This is a genomic window from Kribbella sp. NPDC051620 (assembly GCF_044453825.1).
GTDB lineage: Bacteria > Actinomycetota > Actinomycetes > Propionibacteriales > Kribbellaceae > Kribbella.
This window is the reverse complement of record NZ_JBITDB010000004.1, coordinates 1,014,820-1,032,550: the sequence shown is the minus strand read 5'-3', so window position 1 is coordinate 1,032,550 and position 17,731 is coordinate 1,014,820. Positions and strand designations below refer to the sequence as shown.

Sequence of the window (17,731 nt, the reverse complement as noted above, 5' to 3'; positions counted from 1 at the left end):
GCCGGACTGCGCCACAGCCCAACGCCGGTACGCCGGTTCTTGGGGCCGTTGGCCGCGCTGCAACGGAGCACCGCACCGCCACGCGTACCTAACTGCCGCGGAGCGCCCCGACACGCCGAGGTAATCGCTTACCTGCGGAGGTTCGGTATGCGCCGAGGAACCGTCGCGGCGACCAATTCGCCCACCACCCGAAGGCAGCGACCCCGCACAGCACGAGCAGATCGGCATGTCGGTCTCCAGCCAACGCCGGGCTATCCCACCACCATCCCCTGGGCGCGAGGTGACGCCCAGCGTCACGAGCCGGGCACGAGCCTGCTGGCCAGCTGCCGCTCGGCGAATCCCAGGTGCGAGGTGACGCGAAGCGTCACGAGCCGACCAGATGCCGGGTGGGGCTACGCCATCCCGCCAGGCGCGAGGTGACGCCAAGCGTCACGAGCCGGCCAGCCACCTGCCAGTTGGCCGCCTTGGCACCACCTCGGCTGCACATCCTCAGCCGTAGCGCGTACGTCGACCCCGCCACGTGCGTAGTGATACGCCGAGGTGACGCGAAGCGTCACGAGGCTGGTCGGAGGCATCGGCCGACGCTGGCGTCGTCATCTCCAGGCGCGAGGTGACGCCAAGCGTCACGAGCCGGAACCTCAGCTGCTGCAGTCTTTGCAGAGCCCGACTAGGGCTACCTGTTCGGGGGCCAGGTGGAAGCCTAGTTCTCGGAGGAGTTTTCGGCGGGCTGGGTCGAGGATGTCGCCGGCTACGTCGAGGACCGTGCCGCATTCGCTGCAGCGGAGGTGTAGGTGGCGGGGTGCCAAGTCCCCCGCCAGGTGGTACGTGGTGCCGGCTCGGCCCAGGTGTACGTGCGTCACCAGGCCGAACTCGCCAAGGGCGTCCAGCGCGCGGTAGACCGTCGCCCGGTGAATGCCCGGGCGCAGTTGCTCCGCCCGTTCGCCGATCTGTTCGGCGCTCAGGTGTTCGTCGGTGCCGGCCAGTACCTCGACCACGGCGAGCCGAGCCGGGGTCACGCGTTCGCCTCGTTCACGGAGGCGTTGCGCGGTGACCTCGGCCGGGCCCTTCGCGGTATCAGGCATCAGGCCTTCTTGGCGGCCGTCTTCTTGGCAGTGGTCTTCTTCGCCGCAGTCTTCTTGGCAGTCGTCTTCTTCGCAGTCGTCTTCTTGGCCGCAGTCTTCTTCGCCGCAGCAGTCTTCTTAGCGGCGGTCTTCTTGGCCGGAGCCTTCTTGGCCGTCTTCTTCACCGGCCCGCGCGCCCGCTTGTCCGCCAGCAGCTCAGCCGCCCGCAGCAGCGAGATCGTGTCGACCGAGTCGTCCTTGCGCAGGGTCGCGTTGGTCTCGCCATCGGTCACGTACGGACCGAAGCGCCCCTCCTTCACCACCACCGGCTGACCCGACTCCGGGTCGGCGCCCAGCTCCTTCAGCGGCGGCGCGGCAGCGCGGCGTCCACGCTGCTTCGGCTCGGCGTAGATCTTCAGCGCTTCCTCGAGGGTGATGTCGAACATCTGGTCCTCGGTCTGCAGCGACCGCGAGTCCGTCCCCTTCTTCAGGTACGGCCCATAGCGCCCGTTCTGTGCCGTGATCTCGTCCCCGGACTCCGGGTCCTTGCCGACAACCCGAGGCAGCGACAGCAGCTTCAGCGCATCATCCAGCGTCACGGTGTCCAAAGACATCGTCGACAACAGCGACCCGGTCCGCGGCTTCGCACTCTTGGGCGCGTCCTCCGGCAGTACCTCGGTCACGTACGGCCCGAACCGACCGGCCTTGGCGACGACCTTCAGCCCGGTGTCCGGCGTAGCGCCGAGCTCCAGCTCCACACCGGAAGGCTGCGACAGCAGCTCGCGCGCCTTGTCGACCGTCAGCTCGTCCGGCGGCAGGTCCTCGGGTACGTTCGCCCGCGTCTCGTCCGGCCCTTCGACGTACGGCCCGTACCGGCCGACCCGCACCACGATCCCGCTGTCCGCGTCGCCGACCGGGAACGTCGACATCTCTCTGGCATCGATGTCGCCCAGATCGCTGACCATGGACTGCAGGCCTTCGATCCCGTCGTCACCGAAGTAGAAGCGCCCGAGCACACCCTCGCGCTGCAGGTTCCCGGCGGCGACGTCGTCCAGCACGTCCTCCATCGAGGCCGTGAACGCGTAGTCGACGAGCCGGGTGAAGTGCTGCTCCAGCAACCGCACGACGGCGAAGGCCAGCCAGGCCGGCACCAGCGCCGTGCCCTTCTTGTAGACGTAGCCGCGCGCCTGGATCGTGCCCAGGATCGACGCGTAGGTCGACGGCCGACCGATCTCGCGGTCTTCCAGCTGCGCGATCAGCGTCGCCTCGGTGAAGCGGGCCGGCGGCTTGGTCTCGTGGCCGGAGGCGAGCACCTCGGTGGCCGGCAGCACGTCGCCCTCGGACACGTCCGGGATCTGCGTCTCCCGGTCGTCGGTCTCCGCGGACGGGTCGTCCGCGCCCTCGACGTACGCCTTCAGGAAGCCGTGGAAGGTGATCACCCGGCCGGACGAGGTGAACTCGCAGTTCTCGCCCGACGACGCCCGGGCGTCGATCTTGATCGAGACGCTGTTGCCGGCCGCGTCCTTCATCTGCGACGCGATGGTCCGCATCCAGATCAGTTCGTACAGCCGGTACTCCGCGCCGCTCAGCCCCGTCTGGGCAGGGGTCTGGAACTGCTCGCCGGCCGGCCGGATCGCCTCGTGCGCCTCCTGAGCGTTCTTCACCTTGGAGGTGTAGACGCGCGGCTTGTCCGGCAGGTACGACGCGCCGTACAGCTCGCGGACCTGAGCCCGGGCCGCCGTGATCGCGGTGTCCGACAGCGTCACGCTGTCGGTACGCATATAAGTGATGTTGCCGTTCTCGTACAGCCGCTGCGCGATCTGCATCGTCTGCGAGGCGGACATGTTGAGCTTGCGCCCGGCCTCCTGCTGCAGCGTGGTGGTCCGGAACGGCGCGTACGGCTTGCGGGTGTACGGCTTGGACTCGATCGAGCGGACCGTGAAGGTCGAGTCCCGCAGCGCCGCGGCGAGCGCGGTGGCGGTCGACTCGTCCAGGTGGACGGTGTTCTGGCTCTTCAGCTCACCCGTCGAGGCGAAGTCGCGGCCCTGGGCCACCCGCCGGCTGTCCACCGAGACGAGCCGGGAGGGGAAGATCCGCGGCGTCTTGCCCTCGCCCGCGTCGAGCTTGGCGTCCAGGTCCCAGTACGACGCGCTGCGGAACGCGATCCGCTCCCGCTCGCGGTCGACCACCATCCGGATCGCCACCGACTGGACCCGGCCGGCCGACAGCTTCGGCATGACCTTCTTCCAGAGCACCGGCGAGACCTCGTAGCCGTACAGCCGGTCCAGGATCCGCCGGGCCTCCTGGGCGTCGACGAGCGCGTCGTTGATCTGCCGCGCGCTGCCGACCGCGTCCTGGATCGCCTTCGGCGTGATCTCGTGGAAGACCATCCGCTTGACCGGGATCTTCGGCTTCAGCTCGTCCAGCAGGTGCCACGCGATGGCCTCGCCCTCGCGGTCCTCATCTGTGGCCAGGTAGAGCTCGTCGGCGTCCTTGAGCAGGTCCTTCAGCTTGCGGATCTGCGCCTTCTTGTCGGCCGGTACGACGTACAGCGGGTCGAAGTGGTCCTCGATGTTGACCCCGAGGCGCGCCCACGGCAGGCCCTTGTACTTGGCCGGGATCTCGTCGGCACCCTTGGGCAGGTCGCGGATGTGGCCGAAGCTCGACTCCACCACGTATCCGGCGCCCAGGAAGCCGGCGATCATCCGCGCCTTCTTCGGCGACTCGACGATCACCAGGCGGCGCTGACCACCGGCAGCCGTCGACGACTTGCCGGACGATGTCTTCGTGCCTGTTGCCCCTGCCACTGCGCTCCTTGCCTGTCAACGCTCCACTTGTGCCCTCAAACGCCTGCGGCCGGACAACTTGTTCCCCCGAACCAGGCCGTGCTCCGAAGTTCTGGGCACCCGTCCACGGACAGAGTACGGCCGACAGCAACGCATTTCTCAACGCACGGTAACCGCTCGGGGCCCCATCACCCTCATCAGGGTTTCAGAAACTCGCCGAAAAACCCGCTCAGCGCATGTCGCGTGAAGGCGACCGACACGTCAGGAGAGACCGTACCGAGGCCCTCCGACAGCACCGCGGGGTCGATACCAGACGCGCGCGCGAGGCCGGGCAGGGTGAACTGATAGTCACCGAACGACCCGTGCCCGCCGTCCGGCAGCACCAGTTCCTTCTTCCAGCCGTGCTGCGCCGTCCAGAAGCTGGACCAGGTGGCGTCCGTAGACCGGGAATGCGCTCCGCCGCCGACCAAAAGGAACGGCCGGTCCAGCCCCCGCCGGCTCACCTCGCTCGGCTCCTCCCCATCCCGCATCCCACCGTCCAGATTCACCCCGGCGGAGATCCGGCGATCCAGGAGCATCGCCGAGGCAGCCGTCGAGCCGCCCATCGAGTACCCGTACATCCCGATCCGGCTCAGGTCCATCGCATGACTCAGCCGGCGCGGCAGGCCCGGCAGCGAGTCGAGGACGAATCTCACATCAGCCACCCGCGTGTCCGTGGCCTTCTTCACAGCTCCCGGCGCGGTCCACGGCAGCAGCGCATCCACCACCCGACCGCCGGGGAACTCGACCGGCGCCTCCCCGGTGTGGTCGATGGTCACCACTACGTACCCCCGGCTGGCCAGCTCCTCAGCCTGGTTCGTACCGATCACCCTGGAGACGCCCGACGGGGGTGAATAGAGCAGTACCGGGTGCCGCCCGCAGGGCTTGGCGTGGTGCCGGGCGTGGGTAGTACTGCCGCCCAGGTCGACGCTGTCGCCGGGCAGCCGCAGAAGAGAGGCCATCTCCGCGCCGAGAGCCGGGGCGACGGCCGGATCGGCGTACGGAGCGAACTGCCGGTGAATACCCCGAGTCGGGTACCAGACGCTGACCATCAGCTCTCGCCACTTCCCCGGCTGCCACGGGTCCGCGCGCCGGGCATCCACCAGGTGCACCTCGGCCGTCCCGATCCCGTACGGCCCGGTCGGCTCGGGCAGTACGACCCGGTACGGCGTACTAGCGGCGACCGCCTCGGCAACTGGAGCAGCCGTAGCCACCGGAGGGCCGACCCGGGTAGCGACGGGTACTGCGAGCGCTGCGAAGGCGGTCGCAAGGGCGGCTGCGATGATTCGGCGCTGGATCATGCCCCCAGCCAATCCCAGCAGCCGCCCCGGCGAATCGTCCTAAGGCGTGATCTCCAGGTCATCCCCAGGTAGCACGCACCTGCCCGATCAGGACACGAACTGCACCTCGGGGAACGCCTGGGACTGCTTCTGCAGCAGCGGCTGCGGCCGGCCTTGGAGGAACTGGTCGAAGAAGGCCGTCAGGTACGTCCGCTGGGAGAGCAGCATCCGGTGCCGGTCGAGGATGCCGCCCACGTTCGCCTGGACCTGGACAGCGCCGTCGTCATCCCCGGTCAGCCCGTAGAAGATGTCGTAGAAGAAGAACTGGTAGTCCGAAAAGCCGAGGTGGTTCGTCCCCGGCAGTTGCAGGTTGACCTTCCAGCCCTTCTGCTGCTGCCAGAACGTCGCCCACGAGAGGTCGAACGTGTCCGTGTTGCTCGGGTCAGTGCGCTGACTGCCGTCCGAGCCGAACAGCATGAACGGCCGGTCCAGCCCGTGCAGAGCGGCCGGCCCGAGCGGACCCTTCTGCATGTCGTAGGCCAGCGTGCCATCGAGATCCACCCCGGCCTTGATCCGCGGGTCGGCCAGCATCGCGTTGGCCGTCGTGTGGCCGCCGGCCGAGAAGCCGAACATCCCCACTCTGTTGATGTCGATCGCCTGCCGCAGACCCCGCGGCAACTGGCGCCGCTCGGCATCCGGGTTGAGCCCGAAGGCCAGCAGCGAGATCCGGTCGAGCACGAACCGCGCGTCCGCCACTCGAGCGTCGACGGCCGCCTTGGTCTCGTCCGCGGTCGGCAGCAGTACGTCCGTACCCGGTACGAACCGCCCACCCGGGAACTCGACCGGCCCCTCGTGGGTGTGGTCCATCGTCACCACGATGTACCCGCGGCTGACCAGCTCCTCCACCTGAGCAGTCCCGTAGAACCGGCTGAGCGGGTAGCCCGGTGAATACAGCACGACGGGATGCCGGCCGAGCTGCGCCGGTACGCCGACCCGCGCATGCGTGTCACTGCCCGCGAAGTCGAAGACCGGGTCCTTGAGACCGAAGGCCGCCATGGCCAGGCTGTGACTCAGCACGTCTGCGGTCTTCGGCGGCATGTACTTGGCCAGCGGCCCCTCCGCGCGAGGCCGCGCCGGGTACCAGACACTGACCATCAGCTCCCGCTTGCCGCCCGGCGCGCTCGCGTCGTCCCGAGCAGGGTCGATCAGGTGCAGCTCGATCGTGCCGATCTTGTCCGGTCCGCTCGGAGCGGGCACGTGGATCTTCGTCGGCGGGTACGTCGTCGTGGCGCCGGTCGCGGCGAGGGCGCCGCTGACAGCCGGCCCGCTGTCGCGTTCGCCGATCGGGTACGCGCCGGCCAGCGCTGGGACCGACCAGAAGACGCTCGCCGCCAGGCCGGCACCAAGGACCCGGCGGCGGCTGAAGCTTCGATTGTTCGTCATGCGAATCATCAAAGCCCTCGTGACCGCCGGCACGGTGCCATCACCCGATGGAGTCGCCATCTCAACTTCATGACAACAGCAGCGCCCGAACTAGTGACAAGCGGTGCACCGGTGGGTTATCAATAGCGCAATCCTGTTCATAGATGCGTGAAGTGAGGCACTCGTGAGCATCTTTGTCCGCGTTAAACGTTCAGTAGTCATCGCCGGGACATCCCTGGCCCTAGTAGCGGGTGCCCTGGCCAACGCGGTCGGCCCCGCCAGCGCAGAACCCGCCGCAGCCGCAGCAAACAGCGCAGCTTCGGCAGGTACCTCGTTGGGCGCAGTGACCGACTTCGCCGCCGACGGCGCGAAGTACACGCTGTCGGCCGGTACTGCGAAGGTGCGGGTCGTCTTCGTCAAGGACGACGTCTTCCGGATCTGGCTGGCCCCGGACGGCACGTTCACCGACCCGGCGAACACCCCACCCACCGACCCCACCGCCCCGGCGTCGAACATCGTCGCCAAGACCGACTACGCGAAGCCCGCGACGAGTTGGACCGACAAGGGCAGCTACTACTCGCTGACGACCGGCAAGGTCGAGGTACGGGCGAACAAGTCGCCGCTGCGCTTCTCGCTCTACCGGGCGAACGGGCAGCAGGTCTGGTCCGAGACGGCACCCCTGTCCTGGACCGACAGCTCCACCACGCAGTCGCTGAGCCGTGGCGCCGACGAGCAGTTCTTCGGCGGCGGCATGCAGAACGGCCGCTTCTCCCATCGCGACCAGACCATCACGGTCGCCAGGGACTTCAACTGGGAGGACGGCGGCAACCCCAACGCCTCTCCGTACTACATGAGCACTGCCGGGTACGGCGTACTGCGGAACACCTTCGCCCCCGGTAGCTACAGCTTCACGAGTCCTGTCGTCACCGAGCACGACGAGAAGCGGTTCGACGCGTACTACTTCGTCGGCGACCTCAAGACCTCGCTCGACCGCTACACCGAGCTCACCGGCCGGCCGTTCATGCCGCCGATCTACGGGCTCGAGTACGGCGACTCGGACTGCTACAACCGCGGCCACTACGCGACCGACCCGGACCCCAGCAACGACTGGAAGGTCAACCCGGAGAAGACGACCACGCTGGACGCGGTCAAGGTCGCGCAGAAGTTCCAGGACAACGACATGCCCGGCGGCTGGATGCTGGTCAACGACGACTACGGCTGCGGCTACTCGGCCAATACAGACTCGGAGCAGGTCGACGGCACCTGGTGGGGCAAGCGTGACATCCCCGCGCTCAAGCAGACCGGCGACGAGCTGCGCAAGCGGAACATCCAGATGGGCCTGTGGACCCAGTCCTCGCTCGACCGCCAGCCGGCCGAGGTAGGCGACGCAGGAGTCCGGGTACGCAAGCTGGACGTCGCCTGGGTCGGCCCGGGCTACCGGTACGCGCTGAGCGCCTGCGACACCGCGCACGACGGTATCGAGCAGTACAGCAACGCCCGTGGCTACGCCTGGATGGTCGAGGGCTGGGCAGGGGCGCAGCGGTGTGCAGTGCAGTGGACCGGCGACCACAGCGGCTCGCTGGACGCGATCAAGTGGCAGATCCCGGCTATCACCGGCTCCGGCAACTCCGGCATCGCCTACAGCGCAGGGGATGTCGACGGCATCTTCGGCGGCTCCCCCACCAGCTACACGCGAGACCTGCAGTGGAAGACGTTCAACCCGGCCTTCATGACGATGTCCGGTTGGGCTACCCCGGCATTCAAGCAGCCGTGGACGTACGGCGAGCCCTACACCTCGATCAACCGCAAGTACCTGAAGCTGCGCGAGCGTCTGCTCCCCTACTTCTACTCGTACGCCGCTGAGGCCCACGCGACCGGTGCTCCGCTGGACCGTTCGCTGGTGCTCGAGTACCCGAACGACCCGAACACCTGGGGCGACGCCGCGAAGTACGAGTTCCTTGCCGGCAAGGAGTTCCTAGTCGCACCGTCCTGGAGCGCTGACGACGTCAAGAGCGGCATCTACCTGCCCAAGGGCAACTGGGTCGACTACTGGACCGGCAAGGTCTACACAGGCCCGACCACGGTCAACGGCTACCACGCACCGCTCGACACCTTGCCGCTGTTCGTCAAGGCTGGCGCCGTAGTACCGATGTGGAAGAGCGGTATCAACAGCGCTGCCGAGCAGGGCTTCGGCGACCGGCTCACCGTGGACATCTACCCCGAGGGCAAGTCGTCGTTCAGCCTCTACGAGGACGACCGCGTCACCCGCGACTACAAGCAGGACAAGTCGGCCTCGCAACTCCTGGAGGTCACCGCTCCGGTCGCGGCCCGCGGCGACGTCACCGTCAAGATCGGCGCCAGCAAGGGCTCGTACGCCGGCAAGCCGAGCGCACGTCCGTACGAGCTGACCGTCCACACCGGCACCGCCCCGCGCGACGTCTCGGTGGACAACGTCCAGCTCACCAAGCAGGCCACCAAGGATGCGTACCTCGCGGCCAGCACCGGCTGGTACTACGAGAACGGCGTCGTGCTCGTCAAAACCGCGTCGATCTCCACGGCTGTCGCAGCAACCGTCCGGCTCGGCGGCACCACCTCCGTCGGCGGCGGCAAGGCCGTCCTGGAGTCCACCGGTACGCCGGAGCTCTCCTCGCCGGCACTGTGGAACGCCCCCGGCCAGGCCACCGAACTGACGGCCACCTTCACCAACCCGACCGCCTCGACGATGCGTGAGGTCAAACTCGCACTGGACCTCCCGACCGGCTGGACGGCGACCGGCACGAGCACCTTCGCCAAGGTCGACCCGGGCAAGACGGTCACCACCAGGCTCGCGGTGACTCCCGCGGCCTCGGTCAAGCCGGCTGCCTTCACACTGCGGCTCGACGCTTCGTACCTGGTCCACGAGGACATCTACAGCAACAGCACGGTGGCAACAGCACAGTTGCCTTATGCATCGTTGTCGCAGGCCGCCACCGTGGTCGGCATCAGCGACGCGAAGAGCTTTGCCCAAGGCAACTTCGACGGCTCGGGCAACAGCTTCAACGGCGAAGCACTGGCCGCGGCCGGCTACACCCCGGGCGCCAAGGTCACCGTGCAGGGCGCAGACTTCACCTGGCCGACCGGCGTGCCCGGTACGCCGAACCTGGTGAAGAACCAGTCCGCGCCGATCCTCGTCTCGGGCACCGGATCGTCGCTGGCCCTGCTGGGTGCGGGCGCGAGCCTGAACGCCAAGGGCGAGGTGACGATCATCTACTCCGACGGCACCGAGTCGAAGTCGGCGCTGCAATTGCCGAACTGGTGCTGCCAGGACCCCGCGACCGGCGGCGCGAAACTCGCCGTCTCGGTGAAGGGCCGGTATACACAATCCGGTTTGGCCAACACCACCACCGACTACCGGGTCTTCTACACCGCCGTACCCCTCACCCCGGGCAAGACGGTGAAGGCGATCAAGCTGCCCGGCGGCGGACTCGGGTTCTTCGCTGCCACCGTGGCGGACAAGCCGTTGCCTCCGGCTCCCACCGGACAGCCCTGGGTCAGCGACCTGGAGTTCGTCGACTCGAGCAACGGCTGGGGTCCGGTCGAGCGGGACAAGAGCAACGGCGAGGACGCGGCCGGTGACGGCGCGACCCTGACGCTCGACGGAACGCAGTACGCGAAGGGCCTGGGTACGCACGCGCCGTCGTCGGTGACCGTGCGGCTCGGCGGCAACTGCACCGGCTTCACCGCCAAGGTCGGGGTGGACGACGAGATGGAGGACCGGGGCAAGGTCAGCTTCAAGGTGCTCGTCGACGGTGTGGCGAAGTACACATCGGAGCTGCTCACCGGAACCTCGGCCACGGTGCCCGTCAGCGTCGACACGACGGGCGGCCAGCTCCTGACGTTGCAGGTGACCGATGCCGGTGACGGCGTCACCAGTGACCATGCAGACTGGGCGGAGGCGCGGCTGACCTGCAAGAACGCCTGACCCAGCAGCCCGCCGCAGCCGGCGCAACCGACTTTCGGCTGGACTTTCCCTGAGCTGCCCCGGAACCCACCTGTCAGCCGTCCCAGGGGACGGTACAGGTGGGTTCCGGTGGTATCTCGGCCCTGGTCCATGACAAGGTCTGACCTGGCAACACGAAGCAGCGCCATGGCCCCCTCCCATGGTGGTGCCAACGCCACCGCGAAAGTGGTGCCAACACCATCAGATCTGGTCCCCGGTACGACTACTTTCGAAGAAGACGAAAGCCGTCGGGGGCAGTGGTTTCAGAGAGGGCGCGTGGGAGTCATGGTTGCGACATACCTGAAGAGATGGGTCGGCAGCCGCGTCTTGAGCCGAACCACTCGCAAGGGTGGTCTGAACTTGTCCAAGATGCGGGTCTTTCCGCGCCAGGTCTCGATGCCGCTGCGGCGCTCGGGCCTCGACCCGGTGCCCGAACTGGCCGCGATCCGCGAGATCGAGCCGATGCACAAGCTCGCCAACCTGTTCGGGCTGAACGTCTGGATGGTGTCCGGCCACGCCGAGGCCAAGGTCGTGCTCGCCGACTCGGTCAACTTCAGCAACGACATCCGGCCGATGATCGGTTCGGACCCGAACAAGCCGTCCGAGGGCATCGGCGGCCTGGGCTTCACCGACCCGCCGGACCACACCCGGCTGCGCAAGCTGCTGACGCCCGAGTTCACCAAGCGCCGGCTGGCCCGGCTGGAGCCGATGATCGAGAAGATCGTCAACGACCAGCTCGACCTGATGGAGGCCAAGGGCCCGGTGGTCGACATCGTCACCGACTTCGCCTTCAACGTGCCGTTCCTGCTGATCGCCGACCTGCTCGGCGTCGAGGAGTCCGACCGCGATCGCTTCCGCGCCCTCGGCCCGGCCCGGTTCGACCTGTCCGGCGGCGGCATCGGCGTCTTCGGCTCGGCCAGCGAGTCGCGCGAGTTCCTCTTCGAGATCGTCGGCAAGCAGCGCAAGAACCCCGGCGACGGCCTGATCGGCTCGATCATCCGCGAGCACGGCGACGGGATCGACGACATCGAGCTCGGTGGGCTCGCCGACGGCGTCTTCCTCGGCGGCTACGAGACCTCGGCCAGCATGCTCGCGCTCGGCACCCTGGTACTGCTCCGCGACCCGGAGATCTTCGCCCAGCTGCGCACGGAGCCGGAGTCGGTCGACGCGATCGTCGAGGAGCTGTTGCGGTACCTGACCGTCGTCCAGGTCGCCTTCCCGCGGTTCGCCAAGCACGATCAGGAACTGTTCGGCCAGCAGGTCAAGAAGGGTGATCTGGTCGCGGTCTCGCTGTCCGGCGCCGACCGGGACAGGGCCGTTTTCGGCGACGACTCCGAGAAGTTCTGGCCTCGCCGCGCCCCTGCCGCACACCTTGCCTTCGGCCACGGCATGCACCGCTGTGTCGGCGCCGAGCTGGCCCGGATGGAGCTGCGCGCGGCCTTCCTTGCGCTGGCCAACCGCTTTCCGGATCTGTCCCTGGCCGTCTCCGAGGACCAGCTCCGGTTCCGCGACTTCTCCATCGTCTACGGAGTCGAATCGCTGCCGGTCCAGCTGCACGCGGTGGCCAGTACACAGCAGGCGGCCGGCTGAACCGGACCGGCCGGAACTTGTCAGCTCGTGACAGCGAGCCCCCGCGCCGCCACAATGGGCGGTCTCACCTGGACGGTGGGTGACGACAAGGGAAGGGCGGGCGATGGAGGCGGGGCGGTTGTCCGCACAGATCGCGGCAGCGATGACGCTTGCCCAGTCCGGCGGGCATGTCGTCGCCGCTGCCCAGATCGACGCCATCCGCGCCGAGCTCGCCGGCGTACCGTGTTATGACCTGGCCGCGGCGGAGTACGTGCGTGGGGTGACCGCGCATCACGCCAGCGACGCCGACGAGTCCCTCGCGGCGGTGGACGAGTGCCTCGCCGTCGCGCGGGCGATCGACGAGCCGGGCTGGGAGGCCAACGCGCTGGCGATCCGGATCATCACGCTGGCCCGGAGCGGTCGCGGTGGCGACACGATCAACGACCTGGTCGCGGCCGAACACGCGCTGGAGCGGACGACGGATCCGGGGCTTCGCGGGTGGGCGCATACCGGGCTCGGTTACGCGTACGACGTACTGCGGCTGTTCGAACTCTGTATCCCGCACTACGAGATCGCCGTCGGGATCGAGGACGACGCGCTGCCACTGCCCGAGTCGCCGGCGATCGACCGGCTCAACCTGGCCGAGACGCAACTGCGCTGGGCGCATGAACTCGAGCGCCTCGGTGACCCGTCGTACCGGTCGGAGATCACCGAGCGGCTCGCCTCGGCCGCGCACTGGGCCCGGGAGGCGGAGACGGTCATCGTCGATGACGAGAGCCAGGTGTTCTGGCGGTTGAGCGCGCGGCTCTGGCTGGCCGCGGCCGCCACCTCGACCGATCCGGCCGCGGCGGCCAAGGACCTGGCGGAGTGCCGCGACGAGTTCAGCAAACTCGGCGAGACCGAGCGGCTGGCGATCGCGGGCTCCTACCTGGCAAGGGCTTTCGCCGAGCAGGGCGACTTCGAGCAGGCGCGGATCGCGGCCGGTCGCGCGATCGAGGATCTGATTCCGCTGTCCGATCCGTCGACCGAGTTGCTGGTGCTGCAGACCCGGTCCGAGCTGGCGGTCCAGCTCGGTGAACCCGGCGCGGCGGCCTCGCTCGACTACGCCCAGTCGGTGGCTCGCGCTTGGTGGAAAGAACGCCGGCGTGGGCTGAACGCAGTACGGCAGGCCCTGGTCGCGCACGATCTTTCGGCCCGCCATGATGCCGAATGGCATGCGGCCCGGCAGGACGCGTTGACGGGGATCGGCAACCGGCGCGCGATGGACGAGCGGCTGACAGCGGCCCGCGACTCGCAGCGCGCGGTGACGTTGCTGGCCATCGACGTGGACGACCTCAAGATCGTGAACGACACCTTCGGGCATGCCTGTGGGGACGAATTGCTGCAACTTGTGGCAGATCTGCTGGTAGAACAGGCACGTGCCACCGATGCCGTGATTCGATCGGGAGGGGACGAGTTCTTCGTGGTACTGGACCAGCCGGACGCCAAAGGCGGCGCGCAGCTGGCCGAGCGGATCCGCGCCGCGGTGGCGCTGGTGGCCGCCACGACCGCCAAGCCGTGGCTCAGCAAGCTGAGCCTCAGCATCGGGTACGCCGCGACCGCGGAAGGTGTGCCGGTCGAGCTGCTGATCCCGATGGCGGACAGCCGGCTGTACGAGGACAAGCGCCGTTCCAGGTGATCGGTGCAGGACCATCGGCAGAACACAACGGGGAGGCTGGGTGCGGGAGACGTCGGGGGTGACCGCGCGGATCGCTGCCGCGATGACGCGGGCCCAGTCGGGCAACCCGGCCGGAGCGGCGACCGAGATCCGTCTGCTGCTCGCCGAGCTCGGTCCCGAGCCGAGTAGCGAGCGTGCGGCCGCGGAGTACGTCCGTGCCGTCGCCGCCCACTACACCGGCGACGCCGAGACCGCGCTGGACGCCGTCGACGGCTGCATCCGGGTGTCCCGCGCGATCGAGGAGCCCGGCTGGGAGGCCAATGCGCTGGCGGTCCGGATCGTCACCTTGATCCGTACCGGGCAGGGTGGTGACTCGGTGACCGACCTGGTCGCGGCCGAGAACGCCTTGGCCAGGACGAAGGACCCGGGGCTGGCGAGCTGGGCGCATACCGGGCTGGGCTATGCGTACGACCTGCTGCGGTTGTTCGAGTTGTGCATCCCGCATTTCGAGTTCGCCGCCGCGGCCGGGGTGGATCCGCTCGGCCTGCCCGAGTCGCCGGCGATCAACCGGATGAACCTGGCCGAGTCGAACATGCGGTGGGCCCACGAGATGGAGCGGCTCGGCGATCCGGTGTACGACGCCGAGATCATCCGCCGGCGTGAAGCGGCCAAGCACTGGGCGGCGGAGGCGAATGAGGTGATCGTCCGCGCCAACCTGATCGGCTACTGGCCGATCGCCGGCCGGATGTGGCTCGCGGCCAGCGATTTCGAGGCGGATCCGGCGGAGGCCGCGGTCATCCTCAAGGACTGTCGCGACCAGTTGGTGAAGCTGGGTTCGCCCGAAATGGCTGCGATCGCCGGTGCTTATCTGGCGCAGGCCTATGCGGCGATGGGCCGGCTTGAGGAGGCGACGGAGGCGGCCGAGCGGGCTGCGACCGATCTGCCGCCGACCTCTGACCCGCCTGTCGAGGCGCTTGTGCGGCATACCGCGGTACAGATCGTCGCCGACTCCGGGGATGGCGGAGCGTCGTCAGGTCTGCAGTATGCGCGAGCGATCACCCGCGGCTGGTGGGCCGAGCGGCTGCGCGGCCTGTACGCCGTACGCAGCGCGCTCGCGACCCATGAGCTCTCGATCCGGCACGACGCGGAGTGGCGGGCCGCACGCGAGGATCCGCTGACCGGCGTCGGCAACCGCCGCGCATTGGACGAGCGGATGGGCGCGGCGCTCGACTCGGGGCGCTCGATCGCCGTGCTCGCGATCGACGTCGACAACCTGAAGGTCATCAACGACAGCCACGGCCACGCCTGCGGCGACGAGGTGCTGCGCCGCGTCGCCCAACTCCTGACCGAGCAATGCCGCGCCGACGACGTCGTCGCCCGGGCCGGCGGCGACGAGTTCGTCGTTGTGCTCGACAACCCCGACGAACGAGGCGCCGGCGAACTGGTCGAACGCATCAAAGCAGCCGCGGACCTCGTCGCCCGGGGCGCCGCTCACCCCTGGTTCGCGATGCTCCGGCTGAGCATCGGCCAAGCCAGCAGCACCGACGGCACCTCGATCACCGAACTCCTCACCGTCGCCGACCGCCGGATGTACGAAGAGAAACGCCGCCGCCGCACGAACTAGCGTCCCTGCCAGCGAGGCGGGCGTTTCGCGGCGAACGCGAGCGCGCCCTCTTGCGCGTCCTCGGAGCTGGAAACCCTGCGATACAAGGGATCCTGGATCGCGTAGGCCGCGTCCTCGGTGACCGCGCGGACGATCTCCTTGACCGCCGCCAGGGCGAGCGGAGCGTTGCGGCTGATCCGGGCGGCAAGGGTCATCGCCGTGGTGAGCGCCGCGCCATCGGGGACCAGCCGGTTGACCAGGCCGTGGGTAGCCGCGGTCGTGGCCGGCATCGGGTCGCCGGTGAGCAACAGGTCCATGGCGAGGTGGTATGGCAACCGCCGAGGCAGCCGGATCGCACCGCCTTCGCCGGCGATCAGGCCCCGCTGCACCTCGGGCAACCCGAACTGCGCGGACTCACCGGCCACGATCAGATCGCAGGCCAGGGCGAGCTCGAACCCGCCGGCCACGGCACAACCCTCGACGGCCGCGATCAACGGCTTGGTCAGCGGCCGCCGGGTCAGACCGGCCAGTCCGAGCTCGCCGACGACCGGGACTCCCTCGGTGGGAAAGGCCTCGAGGTCGATTCCCGCACAGAAATGCCCGCCGGAGCCGGTGAGCACCCCGGCGGTGATCTCCGGATGGGTCTCCAGGTAGTCGAGGGCCGCGCTGAGCGCCTTGGCGACCCCGCGATCAACGGCATTGCGGGCAGTGGGGCGATCGATCGTCATCACCAGCACGCTGCCCGTCAGCTCGACCCGAACCGGCCGCAGATCCATCAGGCACCCTCCAGTCAACCAACGGTGACTGAATGCTACCTATTTGATCACGCCAAGTGACGATGGTTTACGAACCGACTAGTAGTGAAGGAAGCCTTCGGTGATGAGGCCGGCGATCTTCGGGAGGTAGTCGGCGTGCAGGTCGTCGCGCTCGAGCAGGCTGGCGAGAGCGTCGAGGATCTGGCCGACGCTGAGCTCGCCGTCGCAGGCACCGACGAAGCCGGCCAGCACCGTGTCCACCTGCTCGGCCCGGCGCATCCCGCGTTGCCGGCGCAGCACGATCGTCGCCGGATCCTCGGCACCAGGCTGACCCGCCGTCTCCTGCACGACATCCTCGGCCATGGTCAGGTGCAGCCCGGTCAGCTCGGCCGGCAGTCCTTCGACCCGCTCGAACCGATCCAGCACATGCGGCCCGATCGGCTGCTCGATCTCGTACGGCCACTCCTCCGCATCCATGCTGCCCGCGACGTTGTGCAGGTTGATCCATCCCATCCCGATCGCCTCGACCTGTTGCTCGTCGAGCCATCGCAGCCAGGCGTCGTACCGGCTCGTGTACTCCGGACGCCCCTGCAGACCCGCGTCGCGCAACCACAACTCCACGTACTCCGCTGGGTCGAGTTGCTCGCGTTGCACCGCCCAGCCGGACCGATCCCCGGTCCAGCCCGCGATCCGTTCCCGCCAGTCCTGCCCCCGAACGCAGGTCCAGTTGGCGAGCAACTGACACCAGCCGCCTTCGGTCAGATGCCGCGGAGCCTGCCGAACCAACTGCTCGACAACGGCATCTCCGGCGAAACCCGTCTCGCGATAGGTCAGCCGCGCATCGGCCGCCGGCGGCGCGATCACGTACGGCGGGTTGCTCACGATCAGATCGAACTGCTCCCCCGCGACCGGCTCGTAAAGACTTCCAGCACGTACCTCGAGCTCGACCCGATTGAGCGCTGCCGTCCAGCGAGTCAGGCGAAGAGCACGCGGATTGACATCGGTGGCAACGATCTGGCCGACCCGATCGGCCAGATGCAAGGCCTGGATGCCGCACCCCGTGCCGATGTCGAGCGCCTTCCCGGCCTTGATCGGCACGGTCAGCCTGACCAGGCTCAGACTCGCCGGCGCGATCCCCAGCACATAGTCCGGCCGCATCGGCTCGCGCCGGCCGTCCAGCCCCGGCGTGAGATCAGCGATCACCCACCACTGCCGGTCGTCCTCGGCATACGGCCGGACGTCGAGCGCCGCCGCGAGCTGATGACGACCCGCTTCCCGTAAGATGCCCAGGGCAATCAGTTCGGTCGTGTCGCCCGGGAATGCCTTCTCCACAAGATCTCTGGGCACGGCCCGCTGCAGCAGGAACAGCCTGATCATCGTGTCGAGCGAGTCACCGGCGGCCGTCCGCTGGAAAGCGAGGGTAGTCTCATTGCGCGCCAGCGCATTGTTGGCTGATCCGTCCAAGCGCGCCGCAACGCCCTCCACCGTGTACGCCGCCGCCTCGAAGGCGGCCCGCAGCCGATCGACCAGACCCGCGGCCAGCTCTTGCTCTTCCATGTCGCTATCCTCGCAGGCCGCAG

10 protein-coding genes are annotated in these 17,731 nt (G+C 68.4%); 4 read left to right on the top strand and 6 right to left on the bottom strand.

What is annotated here, in order from left to right:
- Nucleotides 1-638: 638 nt before the first annotated feature.
- The 4 genes from ACIA12_RS23950 to ACIA12_RS23935 all read right to left on the bottom strand — a co-directional run bounded on the left by ACIA12_RS23950 (nt 639) and on the right by ACIA12_RS23935 (nt 6,609).
- On the bottom strand, nt 639-1,082 hold the full coding sequence (locus ACIA12_RS23950; protein ID WP_396369258.1) for a Fur family transcriptional regulator: 444 nt from the start codon (nt 1,080-1,082) through the stop codon (nt 639-641).
- Nucleotides 1,082-3,868, bottom strand: coding sequence for a type I DNA topoisomerase (gene topA / locus ACIA12_RS23945; protein WP_396369257.1), 2,787 nt, complete (start codon nt 3,866-3,868; stop codon nt 1,082-1,084). The genes ACIA12_RS23950 and topA overlap by 1 nt, the downstream gene beginning before the upstream one ends.
- A gap of 176 nt (nt 3,869-4,044) precedes the next feature.
- Entirely contained in the window at nt 4,045-5,187 is a 1,143-nt protein-coding gene (locus tag ACIA12_RS23940; protein WP_396369256.1) for an alpha/beta hydrolase family protein, read from the bottom strand.
- Nucleotides 5,188-5,274: 87 nt separating this feature from the next.
- On the bottom strand, nt 5,275-6,609 hold the full coding sequence (locus ACIA12_RS23935) for an alpha/beta hydrolase family protein (protein ID WP_396369255.1): 1,335 nt from the start codon (nt 6,607-6,609) through the stop codon (nt 5,275-5,277).
- Nucleotides 6,610-6,931: 322 nt separating this feature from the next.
- Here ACIA12_RS23935 and ACIA12_RS23930 point away from each other — a divergent pair, with 322 nt between their 5' ends.
- From ACIA12_RS23930 to ACIA12_RS23915, 4 genes are all read left to right on the top strand, one after another.
- On the top strand, nt 6,932-10,549 hold the full coding sequence (locus tag ACIA12_RS23930; protein ID WP_396369254.1) for an NPCBM/NEW2 domain-containing protein: 3,618 nt from the start codon (nt 6,932-6,934) through the stop codon (nt 10,547-10,549).
- A 387-nt stretch (nt 10,550-10,936) separates the two neighbouring features.
- On the top strand, nt 10,937-12,157 hold the full coding sequence (locus ACIA12_RS23925; RefSeq protein WP_396369253.1) for a cytochrome P450: 1,221 nt from the start codon (nt 10,937-10,939) through the stop codon (nt 12,155-12,157).
- A 79-nt stretch (nt 12,158-12,236) separates the two neighbouring features.
- Nucleotides 12,237-13,814: a diguanylate cyclase domain-containing protein gene (locus ACIA12_RS23920; protein ID WP_396369252.1), complete on the top strand. Its 1,578-nt coding sequence runs from the start codon at nt 12,237-12,239 to the stop codon at nt 13,812-13,814.
- Nucleotides 13,815-13,854: 40 nt separating this feature from the next.
- A complete protein-coding gene (locus ACIA12_RS23915; protein WP_396369251.1) occupies nt 13,855-15,417 on the top strand; it encodes a diguanylate cyclase in 1,563 nt (520 codons plus the stop codon).
- Here the strand turns inward: ACIA12_RS23915 and ACIA12_RS23910 are convergent.
- Together ACIA12_RS23910 and ACIA12_RS23905 are read right to left on the bottom strand one after the other, a co-directional pair.
- Complete coding sequence (locus ACIA12_RS23910; protein ID WP_396369250.1) at nt 15,414-16,172, bottom strand: crotonase/enoyl-CoA hydratase family protein; 759 nt, start codon at nt 16,170-16,172, stop codon at nt 15,414-15,416. The genes ACIA12_RS23915 and ACIA12_RS23910 overlap by 4 nt on opposite strands.
- Nucleotides 16,173-16,250: 78 nt before the next feature.
- Entirely contained in the window at nt 16,251-17,708 is a 1,458-nt protein-coding gene (locus ACIA12_RS23905; RefSeq protein WP_396369249.1) for a methyltransferase, read from the bottom strand.
- Nucleotides 17,709-17,731 lie beyond the last annotated feature (23 nt).

What these genes read in the sequence shown, in the direction of transcription:
- ACIA12_RS23950 (WP_396369258.1), bottom strand. Translation starts at nt 1,082, where the DNA reads ATGCCTGATACCGCGAAGGGCCCGGCCGAGGTCACCGCGCAACGCCTC.
- ACIA12_RS23940 (WP_396369256.1), bottom strand. Translation starts at nt 5,187, where the DNA reads ATGATCCAGCGCCGAATCATCGCAGCCGCCCTTGCGACCGCCTTCGCA.
- ACIA12_RS23935 (WP_396369255.1), bottom strand. Translation starts at nt 6,609, where the DNA reads ATGACGAACAATCGAAGCTTCAGCCGCCGCCGGGTCCTTGGTGCCGGC.
- ACIA12_RS23925 (WP_396369253.1), top strand. Translation starts at nt 10,937, where the DNA reads ATGCGGGTCTTTCCGCGCCAGGTCTCGATGCCGCTGCGGCGCTCGGGC.
- ACIA12_RS23910 (WP_396369250.1), bottom strand. Translation starts at nt 16,172, where the DNA reads ATGGATCTGCGGCCGGTTCGGGTCGAGCTGACGGGCAGCGTGCTGGTG.
- ACIA12_RS23905 (WP_396369249.1), bottom strand. Translation starts at nt 17,708, where the DNA reads ATGGAAGAGCAAGAGCTGGCCGCGGGTCTGGTCGATCGGCTGCGGGCC.